Below are 14,927 nucleotides of genomic sequence, written 5' to 3' on the forward strand. Positions count from 1 at the left end.
GCTTCGGCTGCTCTTTCAATTAGCCTCGCCACTTGGGTACACTCCCTGGCCCGTTCTTCAAAACGTAATATACAACGCTGGCAGTATAGCCCGTACTAATGCCTCGCGACATATTCCTTCGCTATACAGATCCTTTCACGCTGTATCGCTCCATCACCATCCGATTTCAGGCGCTTTGCACCTCCCTTCTTGGGGTACTTTTCAGTTTTCGTTCACACTACTACTACGCTATCGGTCTCAAGACGTATTTAGTTTTGGAAATTGATGACTCCCAAATTCCCGCGAGAATTCCGACCCACGGTACTCAAGACCAAGCCACAGTCCACCAGTTTACGTCTACGTGACTATCACACTCTATGGTCTGACGTTCCAGACAAGTTCAACTTCGCTGGTTTGCACTGTATATGGCCTGGCTTATGACACTACATCTCCCTATCCTTTCGGTAGGGATTCGGTTTAAACTATGCCGTTTTCACTCGCCGTTACTGGCGGCATCTCTATTGATTTCTTTTCCTGCCCCTACTAAGATGTTTCAATCCGGGGCGTTCCCGATCCTTTCGGATCAGCACTTGCGCACTGAGAGGTCTCATTAGGAGATCCTCGGTTCAAAACCTCCATGCGGTTCGCCGAGGCTTATCGCAACTTGGTACGTCCTTCTTCAGCGCTTGAGCCGAGCCATTCACCGGATGGTATAATTTGCCAGAACACGCTTCACTACATTCAGTTAGCGTCCGGGTTGCGCTTATACACGGTTTCATTTAGCATAATTTTGGTCTAAAATCGCTAATCTACCCTTCCGCAGCGGCATTACACCGCTGAGTGCATTGGTAAGTCCCCGTCATGCCCTGTATTTAAATACGGGGAGTTTCGAGGTCTAATGGACTCGCTGGGACTCGAACCCAGGGCCTCCGCCTTGCAAAGGCGGCGATCTTCCAACTGATCTACGAGCCCTTTCTCGTGGTCTCGTATGGCCCACGAATCTTTCTCTGTTGGCTTGACAGTTTTTCGGTTTCCAATCGATAGACAATTTGTAGCACACGTTTGTGTGCTGCGTTAGGAGGTGATCCAGCCGCAGATTCCCCTACGGCTACCTTGTTACGACTTAACCCCACTCGCGAAGCCTAAATTCGAACTTGTTAAAGCAAGCCCTCATTCAGACCTCACTCGCATGGTTTGACGGGCGGTGTGTGCAAGGAGCAGGGACGTATTCACCGCGTGATGTTGATACGCGATTACTACGGATTCCGGCTTCATGAGGGCGAGTTGCAGCCCTCAATCCGAACTAAGGCTGGGTTTAGGAGATTACCATCACCTCTCGGTGTAGGTGCCCATTGTCCCAACCATTGTAGCCCGCGTGTAGCCCGGATGATTCGGGGCATACTGACCTACCGTAGCCCGCTCCTTCCTCCGCTTTAGCAGCGGCGGTCCCCACAGTGTGCCCATCTCTCTTGCGAGAATGCTGGCAACTGTGGGCACGGGTCTTGCTCGTTGCCTGACTTAACAGGATGTCTCACGATACGAACTGACGACGGCCATGCACCTCCTCTCAGCGAATTCGGTAAGGTCTTTAGCCTGACCTTCATATTGCTGTCTGACCCGGTAAGCTTTCCGGCGTTGAATCCAATTGAACCGCAGGCTCCACCCGTTGTAGTGCTCCCCCGCCAATTCCTTTAAGTTTCAGCCTTGCGACCGTACTTCCCAGGTGACTCGCTTCAAGTTTTCACTGCGGCACCAGATGCGGTCGCACCGCACCTGACACCTAGCGAGCATCGTTTACAGCTGGGACTACCCGGGTATCTAATCCGGTTCGTGCCCCCAGCTTTCGTCCCTCACCGTCGGACCCGTTCTGGTGGGATGCCTTCGCCATCGGTGGTCCCCCAAGGATTACGAGATTTCACCCCTACCCCTGGAGTACCTCCCACCTCTCCCGGTCCCAAGCCTGTCAGTATCTCTTGGACGCCTGACGATTAAGCCGCCAGATTTCCCAAGAGACTTAATAGGCCGGCTACGGACCCTTTAAACCCAATAATAACGGCTACCACTCGGGCCGCCGGTGTTACCGCGGCGGCTGGCACCGGTCTTGCCCGGCCCTTGCTAACCACTGTTGTTTGGACAGCGGGACAGCCAGTACTAGGTACTGGCACTCGGGGTCCCCTTATCGCTATTTCTAGCAGTGTAAAGTTTTCGCGCCTGCTGCACCCCGTAGGGCCTGGATTCATGTCTCAGAATCCATCTCAGGGCTCTTGCTCTCACAACCCTTACCCGTCGTAGGCTAGTAGGTACGTTACACCCACTACAACCTGATAGGCCGCAGACCCATCCTTGGGCACCGGAGTTTTGGACCAAGGAACATTCCAGTATCTTTGATCTATCCGGTATTAGTCCCAGTTTCCCGGGGTTATCCCGGACCCAAGGGCAGGTTATCCGCGTGTTACTGAGCATTACGCCGAGGGCTTACCCCTCTCAACTCGCATGGCTTAGTCGGACCCCGATAGCAGTAGCCTCTGGCAGGATCAACCAGAATTGTTTGATATCTCGTTGATATCTGCACACGAAGTATTGTTTAAACTATCGGAATTTTAGGAGGAACTATTATATAAGGTACAATAGTTCCTTGTTAATTCCTATCTATCGATTGGAATTAACCGAACTGTCACGCCAACGTCAGACGAGAACATCCGTTCTTGTCTCCATTTAATGTATCATGGTTGGAAGACAGCCCTTCACATTCAGGTGTTACCTATAATCCGGGCCGACGCCAAATATTTACCATGAATTAAGGCGGTGATAAAAAGTTGTTTTTAAACAACATTCCTCTGTGATTAGTCCTCGTATTTATATACGAGGTCTCTTTAACACATAGGAAACATCATATCTGTCTTTTACCGTATATAACACTTTCCCTCGTGTATGATTTTATACACGAGTTCATCGTTTTTTATACATAATCAGAACGTTTTCTGATCTGCATATTTTGTATATATATGGGCTTGGCAGGTTAGTGCCGAGCTTCCGCCTCTACCATTCCATCATATATAAGAGTTGCGGGCGGCCAGCGCCTGCAGCTGTACCACGGTTCCATTACGCAAACTTTGTGTTTACAATTGCAAACTTTATGCGCCTATTCGCAAACATTATGGCTCCTCACAACAACAGCTATGTATAGCGGGGAATGGATTCGAACCATTGATCTACGGGTTATGAGCCCGTCGGGATATCCTGACTACCCTACCCCGCTTCTGGAGTAAAAATAGCATTCTTGAATATGAATGATAAATGATAAAGACTTCGGTTACGGGTTTGGGAATAGCTCTATAATCTTTAAAATAAATACTGGGAAAACATGCTCTATGCCGTTGAAACGTCAGGGATAACGAAGCACTTCGATGATATTACTGCTGTAAATGGGGTCAGCATCGCTGTAAAACCGGGTGAATTATTCGGGCTCCTCGGTCCGAACGGGGCAGGAAAAACCACGCTCATAAACATGCTCTCCACGATGACAGAACCCTCAGGCGGCAGCGCTTTTGTATGGGGTTTTGATGTGAAAAAACAGGAAGAGTTAGTGCGGCAGAACATCGGGATGGTATTCCAGGATACCACACTGGATGACCGCCTCACCGGGAGGGAGAATCTCGACCTTCACGGCAGGCTCTATGGTCTTGACAGTAAAACCAGAAAAAAAAGGATAAAAGAAGTTCTTTCGCTCGTTGAACTCACGGACAGGGCAGATGCTCTCGTCAGGACATATTCAGGCGGAATGATGAGACGCCTTGAAATCGCACGCGGGCTTATGCACCACCCAAGGGTCTTATTCCTTGACGAACCCACACTGGGGCTTGACCCGCAAACGCGAAATCATATCTGGGAATATATAAAATCCCTGAATAAAGAGGAGGGTGTGACCATCATGCTCACCACGCATTACATGGAAGAGGCTGACCACCTCTGCCACAGGATTGCGATAATCGACAATGGCGAGATTGTTGCACTCGATACACCTGAAGCCCTGAAAAGCATGCTCGGCGGAGATGTCATCACCCTGGAAATTGAAAACCCCGATAATTTAGCCCGCCTTTGCGACCTCTATAAAAAAAATGGGTGCGCAAACATAATTTCACAGAAAAAGAACGAGGTCTTTATTACGGTAAAGGAGGGTGAGCGCCAGATTCCCCATATACTGGCTCTTGCCTCGAATGCAGGCATATCCATTCTTTCGGTCAGCCTGCGGAAACCCACACTGGATGATGTATTTCTTCATCACACGGGACGAGCCATAAGGGATAAAGAAGCAAGCGAATTAGAACAGGTTGGATATAAGATCCGGGCACGGAGGAAATGATGGTAAAAAAGGCGGTCAATACGGTCTATACCATGTGGCTGCGGGAAATGCTCCGATTCTCGCGTTCCAAATCGCGTATCATTGGCGCTCTTGCAACCCCGCTTTTTTTCCTGGTCATCCTTGGGGCAGGATTCAGTTCGTCTTTCCCGATCCGCGGAGGCGGGGCTTCTTACACAAGCTATCTTGCGCCGGGTTTAATAGGCATGGCGGTGCTTTTTTCATCACTGATGGGAGGGGTGTCAATTATATGGGACAGGGAGTTCGGCTTCCTTAAGGAAATCCTCATCGCACCTGTAAGCCGTTTCTTTGTGGCGCTGGGGAAAGCCGTTGGAGGGGTTACAACAGCCATGATTCAGGGGATATTGATTATGATTATTGCATGGTTAATAGGGGTGAAATATGTCTCGATCCCGGGCGTGCTCGCAAGTATTCTTATCATGTTTATCTCAGGCATCGGGTTTATCGGGCTCGGTATTGCGCTCGCCTCAAGAATCGATAGCCACGAGGGATATCAGATGGTAATGAGCTTCCTTACGATGCCGTTGGTTCTTCTAAGCGGGGCATTTTTTCCAATATCAAACCTTCCTGAGTGGCTCAAGGTGTTTGTGTATGCAAATCCCCTCACCTATGGGGTTGAAGCGCTTCGATATTGTTTGTTCGGTGTCTCCACTATTCGAATTGAGCTGAGTATTACAGTACTGATATTGTTTGCTCTCGCCATGATAGGTCTGGGTGGAAAGATGTTCGGGAAAATGAGGGTTTGATGTGATTGTTCTTTCTGGAGGAACGGGCTCGCCCAAGCTCATCCAGGGCCTTCGCAGATTGATCCCTGATGAGAAGATTACGGTAATAGTGAATACGGCAGAGGATATTATGGTATCTGGAAATCTCGTCTCGCCTGACCTGGATACGGTCTTATATCTTTTTTCGGGTGTGCTGGATGTCGAAAAGTGGTGGGGGATTAAAAATGATACCTTTCATACGTATAATACCTTAAAAAAAATCGGCATCAATGAAAAACTTATGATAGGGGATGCCGACCGCGCAACCCATGTTTTCCGCTCGGAATTAATGCGAAAAGGAGCAAGTCTGACAGCGGCAACTATGCAGCTTTCGTTAAGAGCGGGAATTAAGGCCAGAATTCTTCCGATGTGCGATGAAAAGGTCGATACGATGATTAATACGCCAGAGGGGTTTGTGCATTTCCAGGATTTCTGGGTAGGAGCTAAAGGCGAAGCCGATGTCCTGGATGTCAGGCTAACGGGCATCGAAAAGGCAAAGCCCACGAAGGAGGTGGCAGCGGTTCTTGAGTCCGAGGACACTGTGATAATAGGGCCAAGCAACCCAATAACAAGTATCGGGCCCATCCTGGCTTTAAAAAGAATGCGAAAAATATTAGCTCAAAAAAAAGTAATCGCGGTAAGCCCGATAATCGGGAATTCACCCGTGAGCGGACCTGCAGCGAAGCTTTTGTCTGCCTGCGGATTTCCCGTTTCCTCTAAGGGTGTTGCTGAGTGTTACACTGATATTCTCGATAGACTGGTGATTGATGATAGGGATACTGCTGATGAAAATGACTTCGCTGTCAGAACTGTGAGATGCGATACACTTATGAATTCAGTTGAAAAAAGTGAAGCGCTTGCCGGATTCGTAATCAAGCTATTTAGGGATGTTAGGTAAAAGCGCAAGTCCCCTGTCCGTGAGCCTGTAGGTATCGTTCTCGATCTTGATGTAATTCCCTTTTATCAAAAAATCCGTCTGGAAATTGAATATTGCATCATCCACGCCAACATCTTTCTGGAGCTCGCCCTTCTTTTTTCCAAACACTCCTATAGCCTTAATCAGCCTGCGCCGAACCTGATGTTCCAGCGCCTTGACCATGAGTTCATGGTCTGCGACCTTTGCTTCGCGCACCGAAGGACGGCGCTCAAGCATTGCCTCAAGTTCATCGTCGCTTATTTCCGGCATCACTCGGTACCGCTAAGGAACATCTCCACCCTGCAAAGGTAGGCTGCTATTTTATTATCCCTGATTTCTACGTCAAAGCCCTTGATCGTAGCTTTTGTAATTACGCCTTTCCTTTTGAAAATCGGAAGGTCTGAGGCTTCTTCTATCGCATTCTTCGCTGCTCTCTCCCAGCTTTCCGGGGATGAGCCCACTGTGTCGATTATTTTAACGAATGGCATTCTGGTCACCGAGGGTATGTTGGGTTGGAAGATTAATAAAGGTCTCTGAGGTTTTATGGTTTAAATATAATATCAGAAAATATAACAATAATTATACCTAAAAAGCGTTATAGAGCAAAATAATTAAATGAAATCCAAGAAAGATCAAGTGGAAATACCAGAAAATATCCCCATCATAACCCCAGAAATGATGGAGAAAACCGCAATCGAAATCGCTAAAAGGCGCGCAGGGTTTAAAGATACGACCTCTGACTAATCTATTCTTTTTATCGCATCCAAAGCCAGCGTTTTATAATATTCCCTCGTAATCCCGGACGAGATTACAGAAGCCTCTTTCAAAAGCTTCTCATCATGCTTCTGCGCTCCAACCGCAATCTCGGTTTCCACTATTTTTAACAATATCGCGGATTTCTCGAAAACGTCTGCAATATCATCAGCCAGTGCTATCGCCCGTGTGATGAACCCGTAACTTCTCTCATCATTCAATTTAGCAAGCTGAGCAGCGATATCACAGAAAGCAGAAATGAAATAAACAGGCTCGATGCCTTTACTTTTTTCTATCAACTCGATTGCAGTCTCAAGCAATTCAAGCGCCCTTTTTGGATTTGCGCCTGCGTGTAATTTTGCAATATTTCGAAAAGCAGAGGAACGGTATGTGTCCAGCGGAACTTTCTCTGTTAAATTCAGGGAATAAGATAATATTTTCTCATCCTTTTTATCAATACCAATTTTTGCAAACGCAACCACAAGCTCATGCAGCGCCACCGAAAGGTCAAGGCTGTTGTCTATTCTTTCTGTTATTTTGAGAGCATTCCTGGGAATTTTCTCATCTTTCCGGTTTGTTCCAATTCTTGCCATGGCACGGATAATATCCACATAAGCCTTGGACGGGTCAATGGTAACAAGTCCTGCAGTTTTTAGGGCTTCTTCAAGATACCATGTGTCGCCTGACCGCACTGCTTCCTGAGCCAGAATCCCAACAATATTGCGGTATTTTCTTGACCGCTCCTCAGGTTCTTGAATCGCGGCAGTAGAAGTAAGCATAACCCGTATCTTATTTTTCATATCCTCTGGCATATTGCAAAATAAACAGGTGTTCCATATATAATTTTGTGAGCAACAGAAAGTATTTTGCCTCCAACGGCCTACTCAATATTGTGGTTAGTATGAAATCATTAATTACAGCGGAACTTGAGATTGTGGCTCTCGGAACAGGAGATACGGGTATGAGCAAACATATAGCCGATGCTGTGAAAGCAATAGATAAACTTGGTGTGAAATACCAGTTAACGCCTATGGGCACGGTACTGGAGGTTAATTCCATTGATGATGCTTTTCGTGCAGTAAAGGCAGCCCACGAAGTGCTGGTCAAAAGCGGTGTAAAAAGGGTGGTCACCCACCTGACCATCGATGACAGAAGGGACAATCCGAAAGGAATGGCAGAGAAAATAGAAGCTGTAAGGCGAAAGCTTTAGAACCACTTCTTGGTTTCCCGCTCATCAAAATTTACGCTCATGCTGTCGTACGCAGCGCTGACTTCTACCCCGGTTTTTTCTGAGATGTTCCTTGCCTGAAGTTCAGGGGAGGATTTCAATACCTGTAAGCCAAAATGTGTCAGTATCGCCCTTTTCGGTCTTATCTCATTGATCAACTCAGCTGCCTCGTCTATATTGAGATGGCGGATTTTCTTGTTCGTTTTCATTCTCACAACATTGATTATCAGGAAATCAACACCCTTGTAAGCCCCAGCCAGTTCAGGAAAATATTCTGTATCCGGTATATAACCGAGGCGCCCGGAGCTGAAAGTGTAAATCGCCCCGTATGTTTCAACAGGGTGCATATTCTGGAGCGGGAACCCGATTTTGATACTCCCAAGAGTTATTTCCATACCTTTTTTTATTTCGGTTATTTCAACAAAAGGTCGTATGTATTGAAGCACCACAGGATCGGAATTCAGGCAATCGGAAGGCACAATTAGCCTTCCTCGTGGTTGGAAACCTCCCAGCGTCATTGCTTCAACCATGACATTGACATCGTTTGAATGGTCGATATGCCTGTGGGATAATATAATTGCATCAAGGTTTCTCGGCTTGAGGTGGAGCTGGTGAACCATGACGAGCGAACCCGGTCCAGGATCCTGTAGTATATTCACGTCGTCCAGTTTAAGCCAGAAACCTCCGCTTTTGCGCAGCTGGTTGAGCACCACCATCCTTCCGCCACCCGTTCCCAGAAAAGTTACACTTGACATATATCATTAAATGTAGAAGTTATACAAAAAAATATCTGAATTGTTCAGGATTGGATAAACGATTTAACCGATGGATTCGTGATAATGGGTGTGAGAGAATTCAGAAAACTCGTTACTGTGGATGAAGCAAAGGGCATAATCCAAAGCCTTGATATCCATCCTCGTATAATTGAGGTTGAGCTTGAGAACTCTCTGGGATGCGCTCTTGCCGAGGATGCCGTTTCTGAGGTGGATGTACCTCCTTTTAACAGGGCTTCGATGGACGGCTATGCGGTTTGTGCCTCTGATACCTATGAGGCGAGAGAGGATAGACCTGTACGTCTTGGGCTTGCGGGCTCAATCCCGGCCGGGATAAATCCTGATTTTCGCATAAGGAAAGGAGAATCTGCTGAAATTGCAACAGGTGCTGTAATGCCGGAAGGTGCTGACTCTGTGGTTATGGTGGAGTACACAAGTGTTGACACAGAGCTGCATGTCAGGCGCCCTGTTTCCATCAATGAAAATGTAATGCCCGCAGGCTCGGACATAATGGTCGGGGAGAGGGTTTTGAAAAAGGAAACACTTCTTGGCGCAAGGGAAATCGGGGTGCTGGCAGCAATCGGCAAAAAAAAGATTGGTGTTTATGGATTGAATGCTGGAATAATCTCCACGGGCAACGAGCTTGTGGAGCCGGGCTGTGAACTCCAGGCGGGAAAAATCTACGATATTAATTCTTTTTCTCTTTTTTCGGCAGTAAAGGAGTGCGGAGGAAATCCTGTTCGTTACGGCATAGTAGGGGATAATGATAATGAGATAAAGAGCACCTTGCATGAAGCTGCGCAAGACTGCGATATTATCCTTACTTCAGGAAGCACATCGGCAGGTTGGGGCGATATCATGTACAGGATAATAGAGGAGAATGGCACGCTTCTTGCTCATGGAATAGATATTAAACCAGGAAAGCCTGTTATAATTGGAATGCTATTCGGAAAGCCTTTTTTCGGTCTTCCGGGATATCCAACCTCCTCACTTATCATTTTCAATGAATTTGTAGCCCCGCTTATCAGGAAAATGACGGGTAAAAAAGAGGAGCGCATACAGGTAAAAGCAACATTGTCTGCGAGGATACGCCCTGAAGGACGAACCCAGCTTCTTCCCGTTGGCATTGTGAGGGGCTTTGCTTACCCGATTGAGAAAGGTTCTGGCGCGATTACCACACTTTCAGAAGCAGACGGTTTCATGGAGATTCCTGCAAACGTGGAGATGCTAAAATCAGGCGAAACTGTAAACGTTACGTTATTTGGAAAACCTGAAGCTGTGGATTTATTATTCGTGGGCAGCCATTGTCTGGGGCTTGATACGCTTGCCGATTTGACAGGATTGAAAATCCGTGTGATCAATGCAGGCTCTTCCGGGGGCTTGAGTGCAGTAAGAAATGGAATCGCTGATATCGCCGGGGTACATCTCCTGGACGAATCCGGGGTGTATAACATTCCATATCTTGAAAGGTTTGGAATAAATAACGCCGTCATCGTCAAAGGATACAGGAGAGAACAGGGCTTGATTGTAAGAAAGGACAGCAAGATAACAAAATTTGAAGATATAATCAATGCAAGGATTATCAACAGGAATACAGGTTCAGGGACAAGGGTAATTACAGACCGCAAGTTCAGGGAGGTTGCGAATAAGCGCGGCATATCATTTGAAGAACTTACAAACAGCATAAATGGCTATTATACCGAGGCAAAAACCCACAGCGCTGTAGCTGCCGCGGTTAAACTTGGAAAAGCGGATGTTGGAGTTGGAATCCGTCCTGTAGCCGAGCTGAATGGATTGAAGTTTATTAAAATTGCAGATGAAGAATATGATTTTGTCATACCTGTGAGACTTCTGGACAGCAGGGGGATAAGGGTCTTCCTTGAGGTGCTCCGCGGAAAGAAATTCAGGGAAAAACTGCCTCCAGGAATTAAGGTGTATGAGAGAACAGGGGAAATCTTGTATTCTCCGGCAGCGTAAACATTATTAGTCTTCATGTTAAAAAGGAAGAAGAATTTAATGGCAACCAAGAGATTTTTTATTTATTTCCTCATGATGTTGATAGCCGCTTATCCGGTATCTGCGGCAGAAGTATCCCTCAACAGGTGGGTGTTGAACGTAACGCTGCACGATGACGGAAAAGTTGAAGAGGTAATACAGGCTGAAATTGAGAATTCCGGTTCTCTTCCTCTTGATGGTTTTTCGTTTGTGGTTCCTGCATCCGGTGTCACAATTATATATGATTTTGACCATACCTCAAGTTTTACAGGGCAGGTGGTGGAACAGCAATCGGTTCCGGGTGGAACGAAGATAATAGTCAATTTCAACAGCTCGGTTGAAGCGGGAAAGAAATGGGATGGGCGCATTGGTTTTACAGCGGAGAACTGGGCTGCAAGTGTGGGTTCGAATTATTCTATTGAAATCCCTGTTGAAGCACCGCAAGCAATTGTTGCAGGGAAAAATATCGATATCTCAGTTCCTGGTGAAGCAGAAATAAGAAGCCAGGTATTCCTTCCAGCAGCGGTTGAAGTCACGTCTGTAACTCCAAAACCGTTTAAAATCCTGTTCCAATTCGATCACATGGTTCCAACGTGGTCGCCTGAAACCCTGCATGCCGGAGATGTAATACAAATTAAAAGCTCATTCTCAAGCGTATTGAATAAAATAGTAAAGACCGATGAAAAATGGAGGGCGTTGAAAGCGCAGATTAATACAGCAAAGGCACAGGGGATTAATGTTTCGGAAGCGGAAACCCATCTCAATAATGCCGAGGATTACAATACCAACCAGGCGCTTCAATCATTCTGGAAAAACGAAGACAAGGTTGCCCTGGAATATGTTGGATATGCAAATGATGAACTGAATCAAACAGAAAATAGCCTTTCAACACCCAAAGGAACAGAAAGCCCACAAGAAACAGCCGGTGGCAAAAAAACCCCGGGGTTTGGAGTGGCTGGATTGATTCTTGTATTGCTGATTTATTTAGTAGTTAAAAAGAAATGATACTAAACTCTCAAACATCATTTAGTAATGCTTAAATAATATGATGATGATGCTGAAATAAAGGGGAAAATACATTTCATGAGGTGATATAAATATGGCTAAAATAATGCATGCACAGACGGTTCTTACAGTAGATGATATCGAAGCCCTGAAACAAAAAACAGGAGAGAGCAGTACCAAGGATGCTATTTCAAAAGCAGTTACGCATTACCTTGAGTGCGAGTACACAGAGGTAGAAGATATGTGGGCTAAGAAACTCGAGAAAATAGTTAAGCGTAAACAGAAAGAAGAAGAGCAATAATTATTACAGCCTCATTCTTCCGATAACAATAAAATCAACCTGCGATTCGACCACGCCGTACATCATTTCCTTTCTCACGCTGTTGGCAAGCCGCACCGCGCGGGAAAGCTGCTGCAACGAGAATATATGGTTGTGCTCTATGGCATGAACAAGATAATCCGAATGTGATAATCCGGACAGGGTTTCAAAGTTCTTGTAGACCCTGAAATGTGTTCCGAATTTGAATCCTGTTTTGGGAACAAGTCCGCAGTTTCTCAATTCTTCATAGACTGCATATTTTATCATGAAATCGGATTCGATTTCGGATGCAAGTCTTGAAAACTCAGAAAAATCCAGCCTCGCATTGTTTCTTTTTTCTATACCCAGAATACCGTTGTTAAGAAGATAACACGATTCAACAAGCGATAGCTGAAGATGTCCTTCATCCATGGGTTTGCCGAAAAATCCGCTGTCTAAAAGGGTGGATGAGGCGTCAGAATCCCATACCACAACCCTGTCTTCAAGCAGGCTTGCTGTTGCCAGCAATTTATCCAATCTTAATTTGCATGAACCTGATAGTATTGTTCTTCTCGCCTCGTAGTAAGTAATGTCGCTTTCTTCATCCACTATCGCGAGAACCAAACGCTTCTTTAGGTTATCCACTGTTTCAAGATGCTTTTCCAGATCTGAAAACAACAGTGGGATCCTCTCCGAAGTCACAAAAATAAAAAATTCTGCAGGAGTCTTCCCCGGATGTCCGCCGCGAGGATAAACCCTGAAACCAGTTACACCGGGCTGGACATAATAGCCCCGTTCTCTTAAATCTTTATAAACAACATAAAGCAATTCAAAATTTTTCAATATGTTTGAAGCTCTCAGGAAAAATTGTTTAAAATCAAGCTCTTCTCCCTCAGACTCGACTGTTATTTTTCCGAGATAGATAAGATAAGCACCCTCGGTGAGGGATACTTCAAGCTTATCGTCCCTGGGGCGTCCGTAAAAACTTGTGTTATATAATTCCTCGACCGCTCTCTTTTCAATTATTACTGCATCTCCATCCAATTTTCCGTATAAGGTCATATCCTAAGTCTCTTCGAATTCCATTTGCCCGCCAATGGAAAGATTGTATTTTTCGATTGTACCGGCTTTCATTTCAAGGACATACTTGATGTTCTTCATGGCTTTAAATCCAATCCAGGGAGCCAAACAGGCAAGTCCCGAGATCTTTTTTTTCTCATCTAAAAAAATAACGTTGATAGGAGAAAGCACAAAGAGCATGTGGACATTAATAGAGGATGGTTTTTTTAATATAAAAATCATCGAATAATCAGGAGGAATACTTTTACGAAACATCAAACCCAGGGTCTGCTGGAGTTTTGTTTTCGCAAATTCTACGCTCTTCGCTATCTCTTTACCATTATATTTTAATACGGGAAGCATCAAGTAGCTATATAACACTCCTGTGTAATATAAGAATGGAGGTATTAACCCAATAAATGAGTTCAGAAATGTGTACTGTTTGTGGTTTGCCGAAAGAGCTTTGCATATGCGAAGAAGTGGCAAAAGAACAGCAGAGAATTGTTGTAAAGATAGATACGAGAAAATATAAAAAAGAAGTGACAGTAATAGAAGGTCTTAATCCTACAGAGATTGACTTGCAGGAGTTGGCGACCTATCTAAAGTCTAAATTCGCATGCGGTGGAACGATAAAGGACAATGTGATCGAACTTCAGGGAAACCATAAAAGCCGTATGAAGGATGTTCTTATTAAGAAGGGTTTTTTACCTGAGCAAATTAAGGTATAAGTCCCAGGGGATAATGTTGCCGGCATAAATTGCATGGATAACTTATGCTGCCGTATATTTTTTTAATTCCAGAAAATAGGATCAGGAAGTGAAGTCACTTCCTGCTGTATTTATATTACTGCGGTTTTTCAAGCAGTTTTGTCTTGGTTAACAGTCTTCCGTCCTTTGCGTGCGGTTTCCGAAGTACCGAATCATTTGCCTTTTCCATCTCACGTGCCTCGTCCGCAAGCTTTGCCGCAGCGCGCATTGCCTCATGTCCCGCGGCTGCTGTGGTCGCAATCTGGTCAACCTCTTTCAATACAAAGCATGCCGGGAAATCAATTTCCGCAACCTTGGTGGCTATGTGTAATGCTGCCAACGCCTTGGCTTTCGCATATGGATTTCCGAAACCCGCGATTTCCACGCATTTCTCAGGTTTTGCAAGAACTTTTGGCAAAGACAATGGCTTTGTGCCTGCAGCCACCTGGTCTATTACCTTATCTATCTCTGTCTGGACAAGCCTGATGGCACCGCATACGGACAATACCTTTAATGCATCGCTATTGAAAGACGCCATCTCAACACAGTCAAGGAATTCTCTTTTTGCCCCGATTAAGGGGTCAACTGGCAAAATTATATAGCCAAAGCCTGCCTGTTCCAGTTTCTCCCTGTCCTCTTTCTTGGTTGGACCGTCCGAGACAACTATTGTGGGAGTGTCTTTATAGATATCGCGCGCTGCCGTTGGGCCCGGGGCGCTTGAATTGGGGCTTATCATGACCGCAAAATCGGGCTTCCAGTCCAAAAAGTATTTCGTATCCGAAGCCTCGTCCTTTCCCATCTTTGCCCCTGTTCCGAATACCCTGACCGCAATTCCCTCTCTCGCCGCAATCTCGTCAAGCAATAAATCTATTACCTGTGAGGTGCCGAGATTTCCAAGTTTTATAAATCCGACTTTAACGACCATATTGATCACAGGATGAGATTTGCTTGGTTTATTTATAAGGTTTTTGAAATTGTTCTGCTATTCTGGAAGATATATAAAAATTAATAAACCCAGCCGTGATTAAGT

The 14,927-nt window shown here is 45.6% G+C and carries 16 protein-coding genes, 2 tRNA genes and 2 rRNA genes; 9 read left to right on the top strand and 11 right to left on the bottom strand.

Features of this window, described 5'->3' with window-relative positions:
* The 4 genes from O8C68_09645 to O8C68_09660 all read right to left on the bottom strand — a co-directional run.
* Window positions 1–707 (bottom strand): 23S ribosomal RNA (locus O8C68_09645); the annotation flags it as partial.
* 171 nt (window positions 708–878) lie between these two features.
* Window positions 879–951, bottom strand: a tRNA-Ala gene (locus O8C68_09650).
* A 104-nt stretch (window positions 952–1,055) separates the two neighbouring features.
* Window positions 1,056–2,524: ribosomal RNA gene (locus O8C68_09655) — 16S ribosomal RNA — on the bottom strand.
* Between the two features lie 639 nt (window positions 2,525–3,163).
* A tRNA-Met gene (locus O8C68_09660) sits at window positions 3,164–3,238 on the bottom strand.
* Window positions 3,239–3,343: 105 nt separating this feature from the next.
* Between O8C68_09660 and O8C68_09665 the strand changes: the two genes are divergently transcribed.
* The 3 genes from O8C68_09665 to cofD are packed head-to-tail and all read left to right on the top strand — an operon-like array spanning window position 3,344 to window position 6,022.
* On the top strand, window positions 3,344–4,342 hold the full coding sequence (locus O8C68_09665) for an ATP-binding cassette domain-containing protein (GenBank protein ID MCZ7396063.1): 999 nt from the start codon (window positions 3,344–3,346) through the stop codon (window positions 4,340–4,342).
* On the top strand, window positions 4,339–5,106 hold the full coding sequence (locus O8C68_09670) for an ABC transporter permease (protein ID MCZ7396064.1): 768 nt from the start codon (window positions 4,339–4,341) through the stop codon (window positions 5,104–5,106). The genes O8C68_09665 and O8C68_09670 overlap by 4 nt, the downstream gene beginning before the upstream one ends.
* A 1-nt stretch (window position 5,107) precedes the next feature.
* Window positions 5,108–6,022 (top strand): 2-phospho-L-lactate transferase, encoded by a 915-nt coding sequence (gene cofD, locus O8C68_09675; protein MCZ7396065.1) that lies wholly within the window; start codon window positions 5,108–5,110, stop codon window positions 6,020–6,022.
* Here cofD and O8C68_09680 read toward each other — a convergent pair.
* Together O8C68_09680 and O8C68_09685 are read right to left on the bottom strand one after the other, a co-directional pair.
* Window positions 6,002–6,310: a hypothetical protein gene (locus tag O8C68_09680; protein MCZ7396066.1), complete on the bottom strand. Its 309-nt coding sequence runs from the start codon at window positions 6,308–6,310 to the stop codon at window positions 6,002–6,004. The genes cofD and O8C68_09680 overlap by 21 nt on opposite strands.
* Window positions 6,310–6,528 (bottom strand): dodecin family protein, encoded by a 219-nt coding sequence (locus tag O8C68_09685; protein ID MCZ7396067.1) that lies wholly within the window; start codon window positions 6,526–6,528, stop codon window positions 6,310–6,312. The genes O8C68_09680 and O8C68_09685 overlap by 1 nt, the downstream gene beginning before the upstream one ends.
* Before the next feature lie 127 nt (window positions 6,529–6,655).
* Between O8C68_09685 and O8C68_09690 the strand changes: the two genes are divergently transcribed.
* Window positions 6,656–6,784 carry a hypothetical protein gene (locus tag O8C68_09690; protein MCZ7396068.1) on the top strand — a complete coding sequence of 43 codons (129 nt, stop codon included), beginning with the start codon at window positions 6,656–6,658 and terminating at the stop codon, window positions 6,782–6,784.
* On the opposite strand, the gene O8C68_09695 is transcribed toward O8C68_09690, so the two are convergent.
* On the bottom strand, window positions 6,781–7,605 hold the full coding sequence (locus O8C68_09695; GenBank protein MCZ7396069.1) for a hypothetical protein: 825 nt from the start codon (window positions 7,603–7,605) through the stop codon (window positions 6,781–6,783). The two genes, O8C68_09690 and O8C68_09695, sit on opposite strands and share 4 nt — an antisense overlap.
* 89 nt (window positions 7,606–7,694) lie before the next feature.
* Between O8C68_09695 and O8C68_09700 the strand changes: the two genes are divergently transcribed.
* A complete protein-coding gene (locus tag O8C68_09700) occupies window positions 7,695–8,003 on the top strand; it encodes an MTH1187 family thiamine-binding protein (protein ID MCZ7396070.1) in 309 nt (102 codons plus the stop codon).
* On the opposite strand, the gene O8C68_09705 is transcribed toward O8C68_09700, so the two are convergent.
* A complete protein-coding gene (locus O8C68_09705) occupies window positions 8,000–8,776 on the bottom strand; it encodes an MBL fold metallo-hydrolase (protein ID MCZ7396071.1) in 777 nt (258 codons plus the stop codon). The genes O8C68_09700 and O8C68_09705 overlap by 4 nt on opposite strands.
* Window positions 8,777–8,860: 84 nt before the next feature.
* Between O8C68_09705 and O8C68_09710 the strand changes: the two genes are divergently transcribed.
* The 3 genes from O8C68_09710 to O8C68_09720 all read left to right on the top strand — a co-directional run bounded on the left by O8C68_09710 (window position 8,861) and on the right by O8C68_09720 (window position 12,095).
* Window positions 8,861–10,771 carry a molybdopterin biosynthesis protein gene (locus O8C68_09710; GenBank protein MCZ7396072.1) on the top strand — a complete coding sequence of 637 codons (1,911 nt, stop codon included), beginning with the start codon at window positions 8,861–8,863 and terminating at the stop codon, window positions 10,769–10,771.
* 39 nt (window positions 10,772–10,810) lie between these two features.
* Complete coding sequence (locus O8C68_09715) at window positions 10,811–11,794, top strand: hypothetical protein (protein MCZ7396073.1); 984 nt, start codon at window positions 10,811–10,813, stop codon at window positions 11,792–11,794.
* A 94-nt stretch (window positions 11,795–11,888) separates the two neighbouring features.
* Window positions 11,889–12,095, top strand: a complete 207-nt coding sequence (locus tag O8C68_09720) for a DUF5371 family protein (GenBank protein MCZ7396074.1) — start codon at window positions 11,889–11,891, stop codon at window positions 12,093–12,095.
* Window positions 12,096–12,098: 3 nt separating this feature from the next.
* Here O8C68_09720 and endA read toward each other — a convergent pair whose 3' ends face one another.
* Together endA and O8C68_09730 are read right to left on the bottom strand one after the other, a co-directional pair.
* The gene (gene endA, locus O8C68_09725; GenBank protein ID MCZ7396075.1) at window positions 12,099–13,154 is read right to left on the bottom strand and encodes a tRNA-intron lyase; all 1,056 of its coding nucleotides are present in this window, start codon (window positions 13,152–13,154) and stop codon (window positions 12,099–12,101) included.
* Window positions 13,155–13,157: 3 nt separating this feature from the next.
* Window positions 13,158–13,514, bottom strand: a complete 357-nt coding sequence (locus tag O8C68_09730; GenBank protein MCZ7396076.1) for a DUF192 domain-containing protein — start codon at window positions 13,512–13,514, stop codon at window positions 13,158–13,160.
* 56 nt (window positions 13,515–13,570) lie between these two features.
* Here O8C68_09730 and yciH point away from each other — a divergent pair, with 56 nt between their 5' ends.
* The gene (gene yciH, locus O8C68_09735; GenBank protein ID MCZ7396077.1) at window positions 13,571–13,879 is read left to right on the top strand and encodes a stress response translation initiation inhibitor YciH; all 309 of its coding nucleotides are present in this window, start codon (window positions 13,571–13,573) and stop codon (window positions 13,877–13,879) included.
* Between the two features lie 115 nt (window positions 13,880–13,994).
* Here the strand turns inward: yciH and O8C68_09740 are convergent, their stop codons facing one another.
* A complete protein-coding gene (locus tag O8C68_09740) occupies window positions 13,995–14,822 on the bottom strand; it encodes a F420-dependent methylenetetrahydromethanopterin dehydrogenase (GenBank protein MCZ7396078.1) in 828 nt (275 codons plus the stop codon).
* Between the last annotated feature and the right edge of the window lie 105 nt (window positions 14,823–14,927).

The sequence above is a fragment of the Candidatus Methanoperedens sp. genome, from assembly GCA_027460525.1.
GTDB lineage: Archaea > Halobacteriota > Methanosarcinia > Methanosarcinales > Methanoperedenaceae > Methanoperedens.